Consider the following 15,975-nt stretch of genomic DNA (forward strand, 5'->3'; position numbering starts at 1 on the left):
GCGACCGGCGATAGTCGTCCGCCGGTTTTAAGACCGGATTAATGCCCACCCCGAAGCGTTCCATCGCACGCATTGCGCGACGCAGCGACGCCACCGTGCGCCTTAAACGCATCTTAATCGCGGCCTCTGACACTGCAGTGCCTGCTGCTCTCACGCAGGCCTCTCCCCGAACCATCTCTTCACCGTGAGGTGCCGCCCATGTTCAACCGGCTTGCGTCCCGTCTTCCCTTTCACCATCGAACGACCACGGCGATCGTCACGCCCAGGCGCACGTCGCGACCGGCACGTGTCGGGTGGCGGACGCTCCTGGCATCGGTCGGTGCACTGCTTCTTTCCGCCTGCGCGGCAAGTGGCTCGGTCGCACAGGATGCGCCCGGGCCGGACTGGAGCACGTCCGACATGCCGTCGCAGCTCGGACGGGTGTTCCTGGTAACGGGTGGAACGAGCGGCATCGTTTACGAAAGCGCCAAGGCGCTGGCGGCGGCGGGCGCGCAGGTGATCATCGTGGCGCGCAACCCGGAACGAGGTGAAGCCGCGATCGCGGGCATCCGCAAGGAAACGCCGAATGCCAGTATCCGCTTCGAATCACTGGACCTCGCCGATCTGGCGTCGGTCCATGCATTGGCCACCCGCCTCAATGCGACGGTGCCGCGCCTCGATGGCCTGATCAACAACGCGGGCATCATGGAGCCGCCGCAACGCGACACGTCCACTGACGGCTACGAGATGCAGTTCGCGGTCAACTACCTGGGCCACTTCGCATTGATCGCGGAGCTGCTGCCGCTGTTGCGGAAGTCGGATGCCCCGCGGGTGGTGACGCTGTCCACCATCGCCGCCCGCCGCGGCGCGCTCCACTTCGACGATCTCCAGTTCGAACAGGACTACGATCCCGCGGGCGCGTACCAGCAGTCCAAGCTGGCGTGCCTGATGTTCGCCCGCGAACTGCAGCGTCGCAGCGATGCGCAGGGCTGGGGCCTCCGGAGCATCGCATCCCATCCGGGGGTGGCGCGCACCAACCTGCAGGTCAACAACGGTTTCGTACGCCGCAGCGTGATGAGGTTGGTGTTGCAGCCGGCCGCGCGCGGCGCATTGCCGACGCTGTATGCCGCGACTGCACCCGATGCGCGTGGCGGCGGTTACTACGGGCCGATCGGGATGGTGGAACTGCGTGGCCCGCTTGGCTTCGCCCGCGTGCCCGAGGCGGCGACGGATGCGCAGGCGGCGTCACGCCTGTGGACGCTGAGCGAAGCCCTCAGCGCCACCCGGTTTCCCTCGGGATCCGACCGCATGAGCGCGTCCCTCCCGGTAGTGGATCGTCCCTCCCGCTGACGACCCGGCCATCCGGCACTCTCGACCCAGGATCCCTCGATGCCCCCCTCTACGACAACGTCGCCCGCATCGCGCCGCCCGCGCCTGCTGCAGACCCTGTTCAATCTCCGCCGCGAGGAAGTCGGGCCGGTGCTGATCGGCGCGGTGTTCTTCTTCTGTGTACTGACCGCATTGATGCTGCTGCGGCCAGCGCGTGATGCGCTGGGCATGGAGCGCGGCATCGAGAGCATCCGCTGGCTGTTCGTCGGTACGGCCGTGGCGACGCTGGCGGTCAATCCGCTGTTCGGCTGGCTGGTCGGACGCCTGCGGCGACTGCAGTTCATCGGCGTGACCTACGGCTTCTTCATCGCCAGCCTGGTCGGGTTCTGGGCGCTGCTGATGTTCGCACCCGGTGCCATCGGCCAGCGCAGCGGCCAGGTGTTCTATGTGTGGTTCAGCGTGTTCAACCTGTTCGTGACCATGGTGTTCTGGGCCTTGCTGGCCGATCGTTTCACCAGCGAGCAGGGCAAGCGCTTCTTCGCACTGATCTCGGTGGGCGGCACGCTCGGAGCGATACTCGGGCCGTGGCTCACGTCGCAACTCGCGGTGCCCCTCGGCACACCCAGCCTGCTGCTGGTCGCCGGCGGCTTTCTCCTGGTGGCGCTGTTCGCGGCATGGCTGCTGGTGCATGTGGTGCCGGATCGCGCGACCGCCGACGCGGCTGTCCACGCGCCCCGGTTCGCTGCCGAATCCGAACGCATCGGCGGCAGTGCGTGGGCCGGCCTCGTGGCCGTGTTCCGGTCGCGCTATCTGACCGCCATCGCGGGCTACGTTCTGCTGATGACCGTGCTTGCCACGTTCATCTACTTCACCCGATTGCAGATGGTCGCGGCGGTGTCGGACAGCATGGATGCGCGCGCGGCGATCCTCGGCAACATCGACATGTGGACCCAGGTCGCCGTGCTGGTGCTGCAACTCACGCTGACCGGCAAGATCATCCAGCGCTTCGGTCTCGGCGTGGCGCTGGCGATCCTGCCGGTCGCCACCGCGCTCGGCTTCATCGGATTGGCGATCTACGGGTCGTTCGTCGTGCTGGTCCTGCTCGAGGCCACCAACCGCGCCGTGCAGCGCGGCATCACGCGACCGGCGCGCGAGGCGTTGTTCACCGTGGTGAGCCGCGAGGAAAAATACAAGGCCAAAGCCTTCGTCGATACGTTCATGTACCGCACCGGCGATGTGGTCGGTGCGCAGACCGAAGGTGCGCTCGGTCGGCTGGGGCTGGCCCTGGGCGGACTGGCCAGCGTGGTCGTGCCGCTGGCGTTTGCGTGGGCCGCGATCGGAATCTGGCTGGGGCGCGCGCATGCACGGCGCGCCGCATCGGTGATGGCGGATGAAACGACTCCTTCCACGCAGCACGACGCGATGCCTCCTGTGCAGCGCGCTCCACGTCCCACCACTGCCCACCCTGAGGGCTGAAACATGGTGGATGCAACTCCCCCGACCTTCATGAAGTGCCGGACCTGAGCAGGCACCTCTGATGCCTTCCCACGACCACCCCCAACCCCACTGCAAGGAAACACCCATGATCACTGAACGAAATGTCCCGTCCGGCTCCGCCACCACGTCGACATGGCGGGGGCGGCTCGCTGCCTTCGGCCTGCTGCTGGGCAGCGTGATGGCGACGGATGCCATCGCGCAAACGCCGCCGCCGCCGACCTGGAGCACGGCCGACATGCCCTCGCAGAAGGGGCGCATTTTCCTGGTCACCGGCGGCACCAGCGGCATGGGATTCGAGGACGCGAAGGCGCTGGCGTCGTCCGGTGCCCGTGTCGTCATTGCCGCACGAAACCCGCAGCGCGGGCGCGAAGCGATCGACAGAATCAAGCAGGACGTTCCGGATGCGCAGGTGCAGTTCGAAGCCGTCGACCTGGCCGACCTGTCATCGGTGCGCGACCTGGGCAAGCGCCTGGGCGCCACGCTGCCGCGACTGGATGGATTGATCAACAACGCGGCGATTATGGCGCCGCCGGAGCGCGGCACGTCCGTGGACGGACTGGAAATGCAGTTCGCCACCAACTATGCCGGACACTTCGTCCTGACCGCCGAGCTGCTGCCGCTGCTGCGCAAGAGCGACGCGCCGCGCGTGGTCACGCTGTCGAGCATCGCCATCCATCGCGGCTCCATCAACCTCGACGACCTGCAGTCCACCGGTGCTTATGTGCCGATGGCGACCTACGCCCAGTCGAAGCTGGCGTGCCTCATGTTCGCGTTCGAACTGCAGCGGCGCAGCGAGGCCGGCGGCTGGGGCATCCAGAGCATGGCCGCCCATCCCGGTGTCGCAGTGACCGAACTGGTCGCCCGCGGCCCCGGACTCGACAGCGAACAGGGACGCCAGTGGTCCAGCAACCGCGCGCATCTGCAGACCGCAGCGATGGGGGCCATTTCAACGTTGTACGCCGCCACCGCACCCACTGCGCAAGGCGGGGTCTATTACGGACCGACGGGCCCCAACGAAATCGCCGGCCCCCTGGGCGTGGCCACGGTTCCGGCCGTCGCCCGCGATGCCGCGACGGCGGCCCGTCTGTGGGACCTGACCGAAGAGATCACGGGCACGCGTTTCCCGACGCGCGGCCGCTGATCGCGGACGCATCGGCAGCACGCAGTCGGTGCGGCGCAGGCACGCATGGCGAGGGTGGTGAGGCTCAAGCAGCTTCCTTGCGCCTCGCAAGCACACAACACGCGACAGGAACATGCGCATGGACATGAGCAGGAAATCGGGCAGACCGTTCGGGTCCGCTGGCACCGATGTCGTGCAGGGCGCCGCATCGCGATGGAGCACGGCGTTGCTGTTCACCACAAGCTGGGTCAGTGGCCTTGTCTTTGCCGCGTATATCGTCGCGTTCTTCGGCGGCGTCCTGCTGGCGGGCGCGGGCGAGCGGTGGAACGAATCCCTGCCCGGTCTCTACGACAGGGCATCGTCGATGGCCATCGGCGCCATCGGCGTGCATTTCGTGGCGGGTGCCGTGCTGCTCCTGCTTGGACCGGTGCAGTTCATCGGCAGTCTGCGGCGGAGCGTTCCTGCGCTGCACCGCTGGCTCGGTCGTCTCTACGTTGTCTCGGCCGCGCTGGCGGGTGTCGGCGGACTCGCGTTCATCCTCGCGAAAGGCACGGTGGGAGGTCCGGTGATGGACATCGGATTCGGTCTCTACGGGGCCTTGATGGTGATGTGCGCGGGCCTGGCGTTCTTCCATGCCCGTGCCGGCCGCGTCACGCAGCACCGTGCCTGGGCCATCCGGTTGTTCGCGCTGACCGTCGGCTCCTGGCTCTACCGGATGGAATACGGCGCGTGGTTCCTCGTGGCCGGCGGCGCCGGCACGGGAAGGGGATTCACGGGGTGGTTCGACATGGTCATGGCGTTCTTCTTCTACATCCCCAACCTCATCGTTGCCGAGCACGTCGTCCGTTCGCATCGCAGTAGCCAGGGCACATTGGCCAGGATCGGGTCCGCGACGTTGATGGTCGCCGCCAGCATCTTCATCGCGTTCGTGACGTGGATCTTCGTCAACGGCGCCTGGGGGCGACGCATGATCAGTGGCCTCATGGAAGCTTCGCTCTAGACAGGGTCGCGCGCCGGGGTACGGCATGCGTCCCCATTGACCATGCCGGCCCCGGAGCCGTGGTGCGCGCGCATCGACCCCCCCTTACCCCCAACAACCTTCGAGGTGATCGACATGACAGGCTGGACAGCATCAGACATTCCCTCCCAGATCGGGCGGACCGCCGTCGTCACGGGCACCGGCGGCATCGGTTTCCAGGTCGCCCTCGCGCTGGCCCGGGCCGGCGCCAACGTCATCGTGGCGGGCCGGAATCCTCTGAAAGGAGCGGCGGCAGTCGAGCAGGTGCGCCAGCATGTCCCGTTCGCGCACGTGCGTTTCGGTGCCGTGGACCTGGCGAGCCTGGAGTCCATCGAGGCGTTCGCCGACACCCTGCGCCGCTCGCACGGCAGTCTCGATCTGCTGGTCAACAATGCGGCGGTGATGGCACCGCCGCAACGGCGGGAAACCGCCGATGGATTCGAGCTCCAGTTCGGCACGAATCACCTGGGGCATTTCGCGCTGACCGCGCACTTGCTGCCGCTGCTGCGACAGGGTCGCGAAGCGCGCGTCGTGAGCCTGTCGAGCGTGGCGGCAAGGAATGGAGCGATCGACTTCGCCGACCTGCAATCCAAGCGCCGGTACACGCCGATGGCGGCCTACAGCCAGTCGAAGCTCGCCTGCCTCATGTTCGCGTTCGAACTGCAGCGCCGCAGCGCGAAGGAAGGGTGGGGCATCCAGAGCATCGCGGCGCATCCGGGCATCTCGCGCACGGACCTCCTACCCAATGGAGCGGGCGCCCGCAGCGTGCCGGGAATGGCGCGGCGATACCTGTGGTTCCTCTTCCAGCCCGCCGAACAGGGTGCCTTGCCGCCGCTGTTCGCCGCGACTGCGCCGGGTGCGGCAGCGGGCGCGTACTACGGGCCGGACAAACTCGGGGAGACGCGCGGTCACCCGCGGCTGGCCGCGATTCCTCCGCAGGCCAGGGACACCGACGTGGCGGAGCGCTTGTGGCAGGCATCGGAACGCTTGACGGCATCCGTCTTCGACCAGGGTGGCGGACACCGCGCAACGTCCTGATGCCGCGCCGCGCGGATATCCACGGGGCGCACGGAACAACGGGGCGTCGCAGGAGGTTCGCATGACCGGGTCCATCCCCCGCGCATCGTGGGGGCGGCCACTGCGCTGGATGAAGACGCTCTTCGACGTACGCCGGAGCGAAGCCGGTCCGGTAGTGACCGCCGCGTGTGGATTCTTCTTCGTGCTGACCGCCCTGATGCTGCTCCGGCCGGTGCGCGACGCCATCGGCATGGTGCGCGGGGTGGAAACCATCCGGTGGCTGTTCATGACGACCGCGGTGGTGACGCTGGCGTTGAATCCCGTGTTCGGTTTCCTGGTGGGTCGTCTTCGACGGCCGCTGTTCGTCGCGGCGACTTACGGCTTCTTCTGCCTGACGCTGGTGGTGTTCTGGGTGTTGTTGACGTTCGCCCCGTTCGCCATCGCTCAGGGAGGGGGACAGGCGTTCTATGTCTGGTTCAGCGTCATCAACGTGTTCGGCACCATGGTGTTCTGGGCGCTGGTGTCCGACCACTTCACCCGCGAGCAAAGCGCTCGCTTGTTCGCACTGATCGCGATCGGCGGCACGCTGGGCGCGGTGTTCGGTCCTTGGCTGACGTCCCGGCTCGCGGAACCTCTCGGCGCCATCCACCTCCTGCCGGTTTCGGCGTTGTTCCTGTCGCTGGGTGCCCTGGCCGCATGGCGGCTGGCGCGCATCAAGCCAAGTCCCATGGAAGCGCGCATGGAGGGGGAGGCGCACCCATCGCATGACCTCGCGCCGATCGGCGGCGGTGCGTGGGACGGCCTGCATGCGGTGGTGCGGTCGCCCTACCTCGCTGGTATCGCGGGCTATGTGATGCTGATGGCGATGATGGCGACGTTCGTCTATCTCACCCGCCTGCAACTGGTTGCGGGTGTCGCGGCAGAGCCTGATGCGATGGCGGCGCTGCTGGCACGCATCGACATGTGGACCCAGGTGGTCTTCCTCGCGCTGCAGCTCGCGATGGCGACCCGGTTCACCCGGCGTGTCGACACAGGACACGCGCTGGTGCTCCTGCCACTGGCCACCGCGCTCGGGTTCGCGAGCCTGGCGGCGCAGGGCGCCCTCCTCGTTCTGTTCCTGCTCGATGCCGCCAACAGGGCAGTGCAGCGTGGCGTCGCCCGGCCTGCGCGCGAGATGCTGTTCACCGTGGTCCCGCGCAATGACAAATACAAGGCGAAGGCCTTCATCGACACGTTCGTGTATCGCATGGGTGATGTCTTGGGCGCGCAGATGGAAAGAACGTTGGCGGGAGCTGGGTGGGCCGTGGGCGGCCTCGCGGGCGTCGCCGTCCCACTGGCGCTGGCATGGGCCGCACTGGCGATGTGGCTCGGTCGCCTCCATCGCAAACGCGGGGACCTCGCGCCATCCGGTGCCGGCCCTTTTCCCGGGGCACGGTGATCGGCCAGGAGTGCCTTCGCACGCGAAGACGTCGGACTGGAATGCCCACTGGACAGGTGCGGCATCTACGCCTGGAACCGGATTCAACCGGGGTTCGACGGACCGTTACCGTTTGCCGCCTCGCCACGGCAGGTAGTCGGGATCGGCGGTCTCAGGATCGAGCCGCGTCCTCGTCACAGCCCACCATGCGCTACGCTGTGGGCAAGTCGTGTAACCGGCCAATTGCAGTGTTGCCGACGTGTCCTGCAAGGGACCGACAACCCAGGGGGCTGGTTGCTTCGAGACCGTGTGCCGGCGCATCGAGCGCGAGGCCGAGGCGTCGCTGGAGTGTGGCTTGGTGATCCATCCAGGCCGATGCCGCTCGCGGTGCGGTCTGTTCCATGCATCGGCCGCCTGCGAAACATCAGCTCAACCGGAGAGGGCAAATGATCGAACTTCCCACAAGAGAGCCGTGCGACCTTTGCGTGGCGGCGCGCGAAGAAAGATGGAAAGTCATCGATGAGAGCGAACATACCCTGACCGTGATCAATCCATGGCAATTCGAAGTTGGCCAGTGCTGCGTCATCACCCGTCGGCATGTCGCGACGCTGCTCGATCTTTCTGGCCTGGAATGCGCGGCCATCATGGTCTCGGCCAAAAGAGTCGCAGAAGCGCTCCTCAAGACGTATCGGCCGCTGGGAATACTGACGTTCCAGAACAACGGAGTCTTCAGCGGACAGGAAACACCGCACTTCCATTTCCATGTCGTCCCCCGACAGAAGGGCAGTGACTGGGGCGTGGGCCCACCTCAACTCGCGACCTTCGATGGCGCAGGACGCATACGGGGTACGTCACACGATCCCCGCGGGGATGCACAACGTCGAGAGCGCGTTCAGGTTTCCACCAGGCAACTTGCTGAAACCGTGGACCTGATCCGTTCCAACCTGCCGGAGTAGTGTTGTGGCTCAGGTACGAGGGGCGCCGGGCTCACTGCGGAAACAGACAGTTGGCAGTCTGGGAGCCGGTTAAAGCCGACGCCGCTACGTTCCGGAGTAGAAACGGTCAAATGCGCTCGCCCCTGTTTTTCCTCCACTACCCGACGTGGGCTCACTCTGGCGTTGGGAGATGTCTGCTTGTGGCCGCGGATTCATATGATCGATGCAACACATGGGCTGCTCAGGCAGTAGGAGTCTTGCGGATGAAGCGCAGGAAGAGGATCTACTACACCGACATCCAGAAGGCGCTGATGTGGGATCGCTGGCAGCAGGGTGAGTCCCTGCAGCTTGATCCTCGCTGCTGACGTCAGGCGTGGGCGGCGGGCACGTGATCGTGCCCGCCGTTGGACGTTCTCAGAAGTCCCAGCGGCCGGTGATGGACAGCGGCATCGAGACGCGGCTGCCGGTATCGTTGATGGCCGCCAGGCCGAGTCCGGCGATCGCGGAATCGTCGTCGGACAGATCGTCGATGTAGTTCACCCCTGCGGCGAGTGTCATGCTGAAGCGCTCGGTGAACGCGATCTGCGCACCGGCCTCGAGCCCGCCGCTCAGCGCCCAGCCCTTCTCGTAGAACGGCGCATCCGGAATCGTGATCGCGGCGTCGGGAATCTCGAAGGTGGCCCGGATGACATCGGTTTCGGTCGCGCCCAGTCGCGCCGCGACGAATGGCCTGAACCGGCCGCCGTCGCCAAAGAAGTGCCGGTAACCTACCTCCCACGTGTACGCGTCATAGCTCGAGAACTTGCCGAAGACGTCGAGCTCGGTATCGAGCGCCGGCACGTAGGCGGCACCGACGCGCACGCGACCATCATCGGCGCTGGTTTCCCTAGCCTGTAGGAATACTTCGCTCCGGTCACTCAGTCCATAGCCCACTTCCAGGCCCAACGACCTGGCCGTGCCGTAGATCTGGTCGTGGCTACGGGAGCGAATGCGCAACTCCGCGCTGACGCCTGCGAGTGCGGGATTCAACGGACCGAGATCCGGCACCGGCGCCACGGCGCCGGAGTGGACGTCGCCGCTGACCGGAAAGTCGGCGCCGCCGAATACCGACATCGAGAATTTTCCCTGCTCGGGACCTGCCGCGAATGCCGGTCCTGCCGCCATCAGCAAGGCAGCGCCAAGAAGTTTGATCTGCATGTGCCTCTCCCATCAGAACGGGTGACGCCTACCCACTGTAGGCACGTGCTTTACGCAAGAAGGGTGGATGTGGATTCAACGAGGCGCTGGACGTAAGCGCACTTTCAGAGCTCCTCACGCCGCGTCCACGTTGCTGTACGCATCTGCCGTTTGTCGGCACTGCCACGGTTTGTTCCGGCTGCCGCATCCGACGTGCATGGGGCGACGTATATCTCTCGTCAGACGCTGCGCGCCGTCTGCGCCGCATATCGTGCTAACCGCTGTCCCGCGCGCCGGTGTTGAAGGTTCTTCCCCTGAGTACTTACATCACAGGACACTCGATCATGACCACGCTTCGAATCTGGTGCTACACACTTGCTGCTGGTGCGCTCATTCCCCTGTCCGCCAGCGCAGCACCCACCGTCAACACACTGGGCGGCGACACCCGCGTCCAGTTGTCTGGTGATCTGGTGGGTGCGCTTACCTCGCTCGGCGTATCGGTGCGTGCCAGCTATCCCGCCCGGCTGCGCGGCGCGCAGGCATCCTTCCCCATCCCCGGAGGTGAACTGGATCTCGGCACCCTGAAGGGCGAAGTGGATCATGCCGGCGGATTGACGCTGCGGGCCGGTGGAACCGAGGTCAACCTGAGCAGCTACACCATCGATACCACCGGTGTCGCCCCCGTGCTCACTGGTCTGGTGAAGGTCAACGACAGTGTGTTCGGTCGGCTACCTCTGTTCGATATCGGACTTGTGAGTGCACCGGTGGTGCGCGGCCTGCACGCCCGCGCCGGATCCGTACAATTGGACAACGTGCAGCTGACCCTCAACGCCGACGCGGCGGCCGCCTTGAATGCGGTCTTCAACGTCGACGCGTTCCAGGCAGGCTTGCCGATCGGCACGGCGCGGGTGCAGACGTACTTCTACGAGCCGGCACCTTGAGTCATCGGTGCGCGGTGATGGCCGGGGCGCGCGACGCTCCCGGACGCCAGTGAAGGACGCAGGCGTGGCGACAGCGCCATTGCGGCCGACGGACGGCACGCGATGGCCGCGGTTGCTAGTCAACGTCGTGGGCAATCAGGCAGTCTGGTTCATGGCAGTGATCGCTGCATCACACGGCCATGGGTGGCCGGGTGTGCTCGCGGCGGCGGTGTTTGTCGGCTTCCATGTGGTCACCGCGAGCTATCCGCGCGTGGAACTGAAATTGGTCGGCGTGGCGCTGGTGTGTGGCTTGGCGGTGGATGGCATCGCTGCGTCCCAGGGCTGGCTCCGCTATGCCGTGCCCCTGCCGAACGGAGGGGTGCTGCCGCCGGCGTGGACAATGGCCTTGTGGGGCTCGCTCGCGGTCACTCTCAACGTCGCGATGCGCAGTGTGCAGCGACGACTGTGGATCGGCGTGCTCTTCGGGGGTATCGGCGCACCACTGGCCTACTTGGCCGCCGAACGAGGGTGGGGCGCCGTGCGATTCGCAGACCCGTTAGGGAAGGGCACCGCCTGGCTCGCGGTGACGTGGGCGATAGCCCTGCCGGGTCTGCTGTGGGCGGCGAGGCGGTGGAGCGCGGCCGCCTCTGCCCGTGACCACGCAGGCGGTAAATCTGCCAGCACGCGGTGACGGCGGTACTTCGGTCACGTGTTCTCGGGTTGCTAGCGCAGGATGCCCATCAGAGTGTTCAACACATTCGATACGAGGGAGAAACAGATGACGCGTAGCCGGCAAGCATGGGGGTTGGTGGGTTGGCTGCTAGCGTGTTACCTCGCCGCAGGCGTCGGCGCGTTGGCCTCGGTGGAGGCGAGCGTGTTCTACGCCTCGCTGACGCTGCCGGCCGGGGCGCCGCCAGCGTGGCTCTTTGGTCCGGTCTGGACCGTCCTATACGGGATGATGGCGGTCGCCGCCTGGCTCGTCTGGCGCAAGGGCGGCTGGGCACGGCATCGGACAGCGCTGACGAGCTTCGTGATTCAGCTTTTCCTCAACGCGTTGTGGAGCTGGCTGTTTTTCGGCTGGAAACAGGGCGCGCTTGCGTTCGCGGACATCGTGATGCTCTGGGTCCTCGTCGCGTTCACGGTGGGTGCGTTTTGGAAGATCAGGGCCTTGGCGGGCGCATTCATGGTGTCTTATCTGCTCTGGATCACCTTTGCGTCCGCGCTGAATTACGCCGTCTGGCGTGCAAACGGAGCGGTGCTTGGAAGCTGAGGGATCGAGATGCGTTTGCCCGGATAGGGCTATGCCACACGCCAGGGAAGTCCGCTTTCGACCCGATCATGCCTCGATCTGGTGAGACGGCGCGCGCCGATGTTGGGCGATGCGACCGCAATCACCGCGACGCCGTTGTCCCGGGAATCCACGCCATGTTTCAGGAGTTCGAGGCCGCGGCACCCGGTGTGCGGGTACCGCAGCGGGCAGGTCAGGCCAGGTTGATCTCGACATCGATGTTGCCGCGCGATGCCTTGGAGTACGGGCAGATCTGGTGCGCGGTCTCCACCAGCGAACGGGCGACATCGCGATCCACGCCGGGCAGGCTGACGTTGAGGCGCGCGGCAAGGAAGTACGCGTCACCGGTCAGGCCGAGGTCCACTTCGGCCTCCACTGCGGCGTCGGCGGGCAGCGCGATCTTCGCCGCCTGCGCGGCCTTGCCGATCGCGCCGAGGAAGCAGGCCGACCAACCCGCACCGAACAGTTGTTCGGGATTGGTGCCGGGGCCGTTGCTGCCCGGCGGCGAAAGTTCGATGGCCAGGCGGCCGTCATCGCTTCGTGCGGCGCCTTTGCGCCCGCCGGTGGTGCGGGTCTTGCCGGTGTAAACGACGTTTTCAATGTTGTTGATCATGGAGATACCTTGGATGTTGGGGAGAGGTGCGCCATGGAGAGAGCGTCGTCGGGCGTGGCGCCTGCCCGGCAACGGGGATGTCGTGCGTGCTGGAGCGGATCCCGATTGCGGATGCGCGTCGTGCCTTCGCGCCAGTCCGGTCACGTGATCAGCCGATCGATGCGCGCCTGCAGGCGCGGCCCGATCAGCAGGATTGCGGGGATCACGATGAGGTAGCCGATGCCCCAGGAGCGCAGCCACAGGGACACGAATCCCTGCGGGAAGCCCAGGTTGAGGGCGAGCAGCGCGAAGGAAATGATGCCGGTGGTGACGACGCCCATCGAAAGGGCAAAGGCGATTTTGCGTTTCAGTGCGGTGTTCATGGTGCGGGTTCCGATACGCGTTGATGGGGCGCTTCGGCTTGCTGCGCTCAGCGCGCCTGGTTGCGCAGGGCGACGATCGGCTTGCCCTTTTCGACCAGGTACGTCGCCAGTTCCGCTGCGCCGGTCTGGCCGGGGTTGTGTGCCGCGTGCGGCATGCCGGCCGGGATGAAGAGGGACTGTCCGGCTTTCAGGGTGACCGGCGGCTTGTCCTCGAACGTGTACTCGAGCGTACCTTCCAGTACATAGGCGACTTCGATGCCAGGGTGCGTGTGCATGCCGAAAGCGGCGCCCGGCGCGAAGTCGACGCGGACCTGCACCGCTTCCTGTCCGGGAACGTCCAGGTCATGGCGCAGCGCTTCGTGTCGAGCGATGCCTGCGGGCTGGGCGCTTGCCGCCCACAGTGCGGTGCCGGCGAGCGCCGCCAGCGTGGCGGTCATCAGGACGTGCTTCGTGGTCTTCATGGTGGGCCTCCGGTAGATGGGAGGCCATTTCACGCCGCTTGCGTATCCCGGCTGTGTCCGCGCACCGGCACTTTTGTAAGCGTAGTTGTCCGCGCCCGGTTCGCTTACAGGCCGCAACGAACCGGTCTGCGTCCCGCGTGTCGTCGCGGCTATCCAGCCAGGTGCGGGCCGGCGCGCAGTGATCCGAGCAGGAAATCGATGAAGGCCCGCACGCGCAGCGGCATGTGCCGGCCGTGCGGATACAGCAGGTTGAAAGGACGGCTGCGGCCCCCGTGGCGGGGCAGCAGTTCCTGCAGGCGACCCTGCGCGATCTCGCGTTCGACCGTGAAGCGATAGGCCTGGAACACGCCGGCGCCGTTGCATGCCAGCGAGACGCCACCCAGCACATCCTCCGAAAGCAGGAACGGGCCGTCCGTCTCCACCTCGATCTCGGTGGCGCCGTCCTTGAACAGCCATGGGATGCGTCGCCCGGTGCTGGGCAGCTCGAACTGGATGCAGTCGTGTCCGGCCAGATCGCCCAGCCGCTCCGGCACACCACGCCGTCGCAGATAGTCCGGCGAAGCGACCAGCACCAGCTCGGCATCTTCCAGGTGGCGGGCGACCAGGCCCGACTCGGGCGGCTTGCGTACGCGCACCGCGAGGTCGAACCCCTCGGCGGTGAAGTCGATATTGCGATTGCCGATGTGCACGTCGGCCTGGATGCGCGGATGACGGCGGTGGAATTCGGCGAGCAGGGGCAGCAGGCGATAGTGCCCATAGGTGGTCGGCACGCTGATGCGGAGGCGGCCGACAGGTTCGGATTGCTCGCCGGAGGCTTCGCGGTCGGCTTCCGCCAACTGGTCCAGCGCCTGGCGGCAGTGCACCAGATACGCGCGCCCGGCATCGGTCAGCCGGATGCTGCGGGTGGTCCGGACGAACAGGCGCACGCCCAGCCGTTCTTCCAGGCGCGCCACGGAGCGGCTGACCGCCGCTGGGGTGACGCCGGCAGCGGTGGCCGCGCGGGTGAACCCGCCGGTTTCGGCGGCCAGGCAGAACAGTTCCAGGCTGCCGACCAGGATGTCGTCGAATCGTCGCTGCATTGCTTACACCGGGTAACAGGTGAAATGCATTCTTGCTGATTTATCGCCGGATGGGGCGGGAATAGAGTGCCGTCACGCCGAAAAGGCACCCCACCATCCGAGGAATCCCATGAGTACCAAGACCGTCATCGTCACCGGCGCTTCCAGCGGCATCGGCTTCGCCATTGCCCGCGCCTACCTGCAGCGCGGCGATAACGTCGTCGCCAACGCACGCACGCTCGATCGCCTGCAGGCTGCCGCCGCCCAGCTCGGCCAGCCCGCCCATCTGCTGCTGGTGCCGGGCGACATCGCCGCCCCCGATACCGCCCGCCGCCTGGTCGACGCCGCCATCGAACGCTTCGGCCAGGTCGACATCCTGGTGAACAACGCCGGCATCTTCATCGCCCGACCGTTCGCCGAGTACGCGCCCGATGATGTGCAGGCGCTGGTCGATACCAACCTGAAGGGCTTTTTCTTCACGGCCCAGGCCGCAGCGGCACACATGCGCGAACGTCGCGCCGGCCACATCATCAACATCACCGCCAGCATTGCCGGGCAGCCGCTGCAATCGGTGCCGGCCGTCCTGCCGGTACTGATCAAGGGTGGCATCAACCAGGCCACGCGCGCGCTGGCGCTGGAACTGGCGCCGCACAACATCCAGGTCAATGCGGTGGCGCCCGGCATCATCGATACGCCCCTCTACGCGCCCGAGATGCACGATTTCCTGAAGGGACTGCAGCCGGCCGGGCGCATCGGCACGGTCGAGGAAGTCGCCGAGGCCGTGCTGTATCTGGGCGATGCCACCTTCACCACCGGCGTCGTGCTGCCGGTCGATGGCGGCATGTCCACCGGTCGTTGGTGATCCGGACGGGGCTGCTTCGCGCGGCCCCATGATTCCCACAGGAGAACAGTCATGCCTTTCGTCCATGTCCGCATTACCCGCGATGGCACATCGCAGGCGCAGAAGCGCCAACTGGTGCGCGAGATCACCGACACGCTGGAGCGCGTGCTCGGCAAGCAACCCGACCTGACCCATATCGTCATAGACGAGATCGATACCGACAATTGGGGGCATGGCGGCGAGCTGGTGACAGAGCGTCGCGCGCGGGAAACCGCGCCGCGTTGAAACCTCCACTGCCATCCTGACCGTCGTTGTCCCTCCGGCACACGCATCCGGTCATGGCCGATGCAGGCCCGCTTACGCCGGCCTGCATCGGCAACCTGCTACCGCGCAGTCTTCCCGGTACCCAGCAGCGAGCGGATCCTCGCTTCGGTTTCCTGGTACTGCCCTTCGCCAAAATGCCGGTAGACGATGCGACCCTGCTGGTCGATCAGGTACATGGCCGGCCAGTAGCGGTTGCCATAGGCATTCCAGGTTTCGTACCCGTTGTCCTGCGCCACCGGGTACGTGATGCCGAATCGCTGTACCGCTGCCCGGACGTTGCCCAGTTTCTTCTCGTAGCCGTATTCCGGCGTGTGCACGCCGATGACCACGAGCCCCTGGTCCCGGTACTTGGCATGCCACTGTTTGACATGCGGCATCACGCGGACGCAGTTGATGCAGGAGTAGGTCCAGAACTCGACCAGCACCACCTTGCCACGCAGGTCGCGCAGGCTCAGTGGCGGCGAGTTCACCCAGTTGTCGATGCCGGTGAAATCGGGCGCCATCGGCGCGGGCGCGGCCAGCGTGGGCTGGACGGGATCGGCCTGCACGGCGGGAGAGCACGCCGCGGCGAACAGGCAGGCGGCCAGCAGGGTGGCGAGCGATGAGAGCTTCTTCATGGG

The 15,975-nt window shown here is 66.3% G+C and carries 18 protein-coding genes; 12 read left to right on the forward strand and 6 right to left on the reverse strand.

Going from position 1 to position 15,975, the window contains the following annotated elements; translation table 11 throughout:
* The first annotated feature begins 324 nt into the window (after positions 1 to 324).
* From AC3DET_RS12140 to AC3DET_RS12170, 7 genes are all read left to right on the forward strand, one after another.
* The gene (locus tag AC3DET_RS12140; protein WP_488392148.1) at positions 325 to 1,329 is read left to right on the forward strand and encodes an SDR family oxidoreductase; all 1,005 of its coding nucleotides are present in this window, start codon (positions 325 to 327) and stop codon (positions 1,327 to 1,329) included.
* Positions 1,330 to 1,368: 39 nt separating this feature from the next.
* Positions 1,369 to 2,784, forward strand: a complete 1,416-nt coding sequence (locus AC3DET_RS12145; protein ID WP_488391773.1) for an NTP/NDP exchange transporter — start codon at positions 1,369 to 1,371, stop codon at positions 2,782 to 2,784.
* Positions 2,785 to 2,890: 106 nt separating this feature from the next.
* Positions 2,891 to 3,946 carry an SDR family oxidoreductase gene (locus AC3DET_RS12150; RefSeq protein ID WP_488391774.1) on the forward strand — a complete coding sequence of 352 codons (1,056 nt, stop codon included), beginning with the start codon at positions 2,891 to 2,893 and terminating at the stop codon, positions 3,944 to 3,946.
* Positions 3,947 to 4,070: 124 nt separating this feature from the next.
* A complete protein-coding gene (locus AC3DET_RS12155; protein ID WP_488391775.1) occupies positions 4,071 to 4,925 on the forward strand; it encodes a DUF2306 domain-containing protein in 855 nt (284 codons plus the stop codon).
* Between the two features lie 114 nt (positions 4,926 to 5,039).
* Positions 5,040 to 5,981, forward strand: coding sequence for an SDR family oxidoreductase (locus tag AC3DET_RS12160; RefSeq protein ID WP_337731836.1), 942 nt, complete (start codon positions 5,040 to 5,042; stop codon positions 5,979 to 5,981).
* A gap of 61 nt (positions 5,982 to 6,042) precedes the next feature.
* Positions 6,043 to 7,398 carry an NTP/NDP exchange transporter gene (locus AC3DET_RS12165; protein WP_488391776.1) on the forward strand — a complete coding sequence of 452 codons (1,356 nt, stop codon included), beginning with the start codon at positions 6,043 to 6,045 and terminating at the stop codon, positions 7,396 to 7,398.
* Positions 7,399 to 7,823: 425 nt separating this feature from the next.
* Complete coding sequence (locus tag AC3DET_RS12170; RefSeq protein ID WP_488391777.1) at positions 7,824 to 8,333, forward strand: HIT family protein; 510 nt, start codon at positions 7,824 to 7,826, stop codon at positions 8,331 to 8,333.
* 393 nt (positions 8,334 to 8,726) lie between these two features.
* Here the strand turns inward: AC3DET_RS12170 and AC3DET_RS12175 are convergent, their stop codons facing one another.
* Positions 8,727 to 9,509 (reverse strand): autotransporter outer membrane beta-barrel domain-containing protein, encoded by a 783-nt coding sequence (locus AC3DET_RS12175; RefSeq protein ID WP_488391778.1) that lies wholly within the window; start codon positions 9,507 to 9,509, stop codon positions 8,727 to 8,729.
* Positions 9,510 to 9,832: 323 nt separating this feature from the next.
* Between AC3DET_RS12175 and AC3DET_RS12180 the strand changes: the two genes are divergently transcribed.
* The 3 genes from AC3DET_RS12180 to AC3DET_RS12190 all read left to right on the forward strand — a co-directional run bounded on the left by AC3DET_RS12180 (position 9,833) and on the right by AC3DET_RS12190 (position 11,678).
* Entirely contained in the window at positions 9,833 to 10,429 is a 597-nt protein-coding gene (locus AC3DET_RS12180; protein ID WP_488391779.1) for a hypothetical protein, read from the forward strand.
* Positions 10,341 to 11,099 (forward strand): DUF2878 domain-containing protein, encoded by a 759-nt coding sequence (locus tag AC3DET_RS12185; protein ID WP_488391780.1) that lies wholly within the window; start codon positions 10,341 to 10,343, stop codon positions 11,097 to 11,099. The genes AC3DET_RS12180 and AC3DET_RS12185 overlap by 89 nt, the downstream gene beginning before the upstream one ends.
* Positions 11,100 to 11,186: 87 nt before the next feature.
* Positions 11,187 to 11,678, forward strand: coding sequence for a TspO/MBR family protein (locus AC3DET_RS12190; protein ID WP_488392149.1), 492 nt, complete (start codon positions 11,187 to 11,189; stop codon positions 11,676 to 11,678).
* Positions 11,679 to 11,889: 211 nt separating this feature from the next.
* Here the strand turns inward: AC3DET_RS12190 and AC3DET_RS12195 are convergent, their stop codons facing one another.
* The 4 genes from AC3DET_RS12195 to AC3DET_RS12210 all read right to left on the reverse strand — a co-directional run bounded on the left by AC3DET_RS12195 (position 11,890) and on the right by AC3DET_RS12210 (position 14,211).
* The gene (locus AC3DET_RS12195; protein WP_337731784.1) at positions 11,890 to 12,309 is read right to left on the reverse strand and encodes an organic hydroperoxide resistance protein; all 420 of its coding nucleotides are present in this window, start codon (positions 12,307 to 12,309) and stop codon (positions 11,890 to 11,892) included.
* A gap of 140 nt (positions 12,310 to 12,449) precedes the next feature.
* Entirely contained in the window at positions 12,450 to 12,671 is a 222-nt protein-coding gene (locus AC3DET_RS12200) for a DUF2798 domain-containing protein (RefSeq protein ID WP_337731783.1), read from the reverse strand.
* 47 nt (positions 12,672 to 12,718) lie between these two features.
* Positions 12,719 to 13,132: a cupin domain-containing protein gene (locus tag AC3DET_RS12205; RefSeq protein WP_488391781.1), complete on the reverse strand. Its 414-nt coding sequence runs from the start codon at positions 13,130 to 13,132 to the stop codon at positions 12,719 to 12,721.
* A gap of 149 nt (positions 13,133 to 13,281) precedes the next feature.
* The gene (locus AC3DET_RS12210; protein ID WP_488391782.1) at positions 13,282 to 14,211 is read right to left on the reverse strand and encodes a LysR family transcriptional regulator; all 930 of its coding nucleotides are present in this window, start codon (positions 14,209 to 14,211) and stop codon (positions 13,282 to 13,284) included.
* A 109-nt stretch (positions 14,212 to 14,320) separates the two neighbouring features.
* Here AC3DET_RS12210 and AC3DET_RS12215 point away from each other — a divergent pair, with 109 nt between their 5' ends.
* Positions 14,321 to 15,052, forward strand: a complete 732-nt coding sequence (locus tag AC3DET_RS12215; protein ID WP_488391783.1) for an SDR family NAD(P)-dependent oxidoreductase — start codon at positions 14,321 to 14,323, stop codon at positions 15,050 to 15,052.
* Positions 15,053 to 15,103: 51 nt separating this feature from the next.
* Positions 15,104 to 15,316 (forward strand): tautomerase family protein, encoded by a 213-nt coding sequence (locus AC3DET_RS12220; protein ID WP_192202304.1) that lies wholly within the window; start codon positions 15,104 to 15,106, stop codon positions 15,314 to 15,316.
* Positions 15,317 to 15,414: 98 nt separating this feature from the next.
* On the opposite strand, the gene AC3DET_RS12225 is transcribed toward AC3DET_RS12220, so the two are convergent.
* Positions 15,415 to 15,972, reverse strand: a complete 558-nt coding sequence (locus tag AC3DET_RS12225) for a thioredoxin family protein (protein ID WP_488391784.1) — start codon at positions 15,970 to 15,972, stop codon at positions 15,415 to 15,417.
* Positions 15,973 to 15,975: the final 3 nt, after the last annotated feature.

It is taken from the genome of Pseudoxanthomonas sp. 97-1-1 (genome assembly GCF_057773125.1).

Coding starts and splice junctions, on each gene's coding strand:
- AC3DET_RS12155 (WP_488391775.1), top strand. CDS start 4,071: ATGAGCAGGAAATCGGGCAGACCGTTCGGGTCCGCTGGCACCGATGTC.
- AC3DET_RS12190 (WP_488392149.1), top strand. CDS start 11,187: ATGACGCGTAGCCGGCAAGCATGGGGGTTGGTGGGTTGGCTGCTAGCG.
- AC3DET_RS12170 (WP_488391777.1), top strand. CDS start 7,824: ATGATCGAACTTCCCACAAGAGAGCCGTGCGACCTTTGCGTGGCGGCG.
- AC3DET_RS12200 (WP_337731783.1), bottom strand. CDS start 12,671: ATGAACACCGCACTGAAACGCAAAATCGCCTTTGCCCTTTCGATGGGC.
- AC3DET_RS12180 (WP_488391779.1), top strand. CDS start 9,833: ATGACCACGCTTCGAATCTGGTGCTACACACTTGCTGCTGGTGCGCTC.
- AC3DET_RS12145 (WP_488391773.1), top strand. CDS start 1,369: ATGCCCCCCTCTACGACAACGTCGCCCGCATCGCGCCGCCCGCGCCTG.
- AC3DET_RS12210 (WP_488391782.1), bottom strand. CDS start 14,211: ATGCAGCGACGATTCGACGACATCCTGGTCGGCAGCCTGGAACTGTTC.
- AC3DET_RS12185 (WP_488391780.1), top strand. CDS start 10,341: ATGCGGTCTTCAACGTCGACGCGTTCCAGGCAGGCTTGCCGATCGGCA.
- AC3DET_RS12215 (WP_488391783.1), top strand. CDS start 14,321: ATGAGTACCAAGACCGTCATCGTCACCGGCGCTTCCAGCGGCATCGGC.
- AC3DET_RS12195 (WP_337731784.1), bottom strand. CDS start 12,309: ATGATCAACAACATTGAAAACGTCGTTTACACCGGCAAGACCCGCACC.
- AC3DET_RS12165 (WP_488391776.1), top strand. CDS start 6,043: ATGACCGGGTCCATCCCCCGCGCATCGTGGGGGCGGCCACTGCGCTGG.
- AC3DET_RS12220 (WP_192202304.1), top strand. CDS start 15,104: ATGCCTTTCGTCCATGTCCGCATTACCCGCGATGGCACATCGCAGGCG.
- AC3DET_RS12175 (WP_488391778.1), bottom strand. CDS start 9,509: ATGCAGATCAAACTTCTTGGCGCTGCCTTGCTGATGGCGGCAGGACCG.
- AC3DET_RS12160 (WP_337731836.1), top strand. CDS start 5,040: ATGACAGGCTGGACAGCATCAGACATTCCCTCCCAGATCGGGCGGACC.
- AC3DET_RS12205 (WP_488391781.1), bottom strand. CDS start 13,132: ATGAAGACCACGAAGCACGTCCTGATGACCGCCACGCTGGCGGCGCTC.
- AC3DET_RS12225 (WP_488391784.1), bottom strand. CDS start 15,972: ATGAAGAAGCTCTCATCGCTCGCCACCCTGCTGGCCGCCTGCCTGTTC.
- AC3DET_RS12150 (WP_488391774.1), top strand. CDS start 2,891: ATGATCACTGAACGAAATGTCCCGTCCGGCTCCGCCACCACGTCGACA.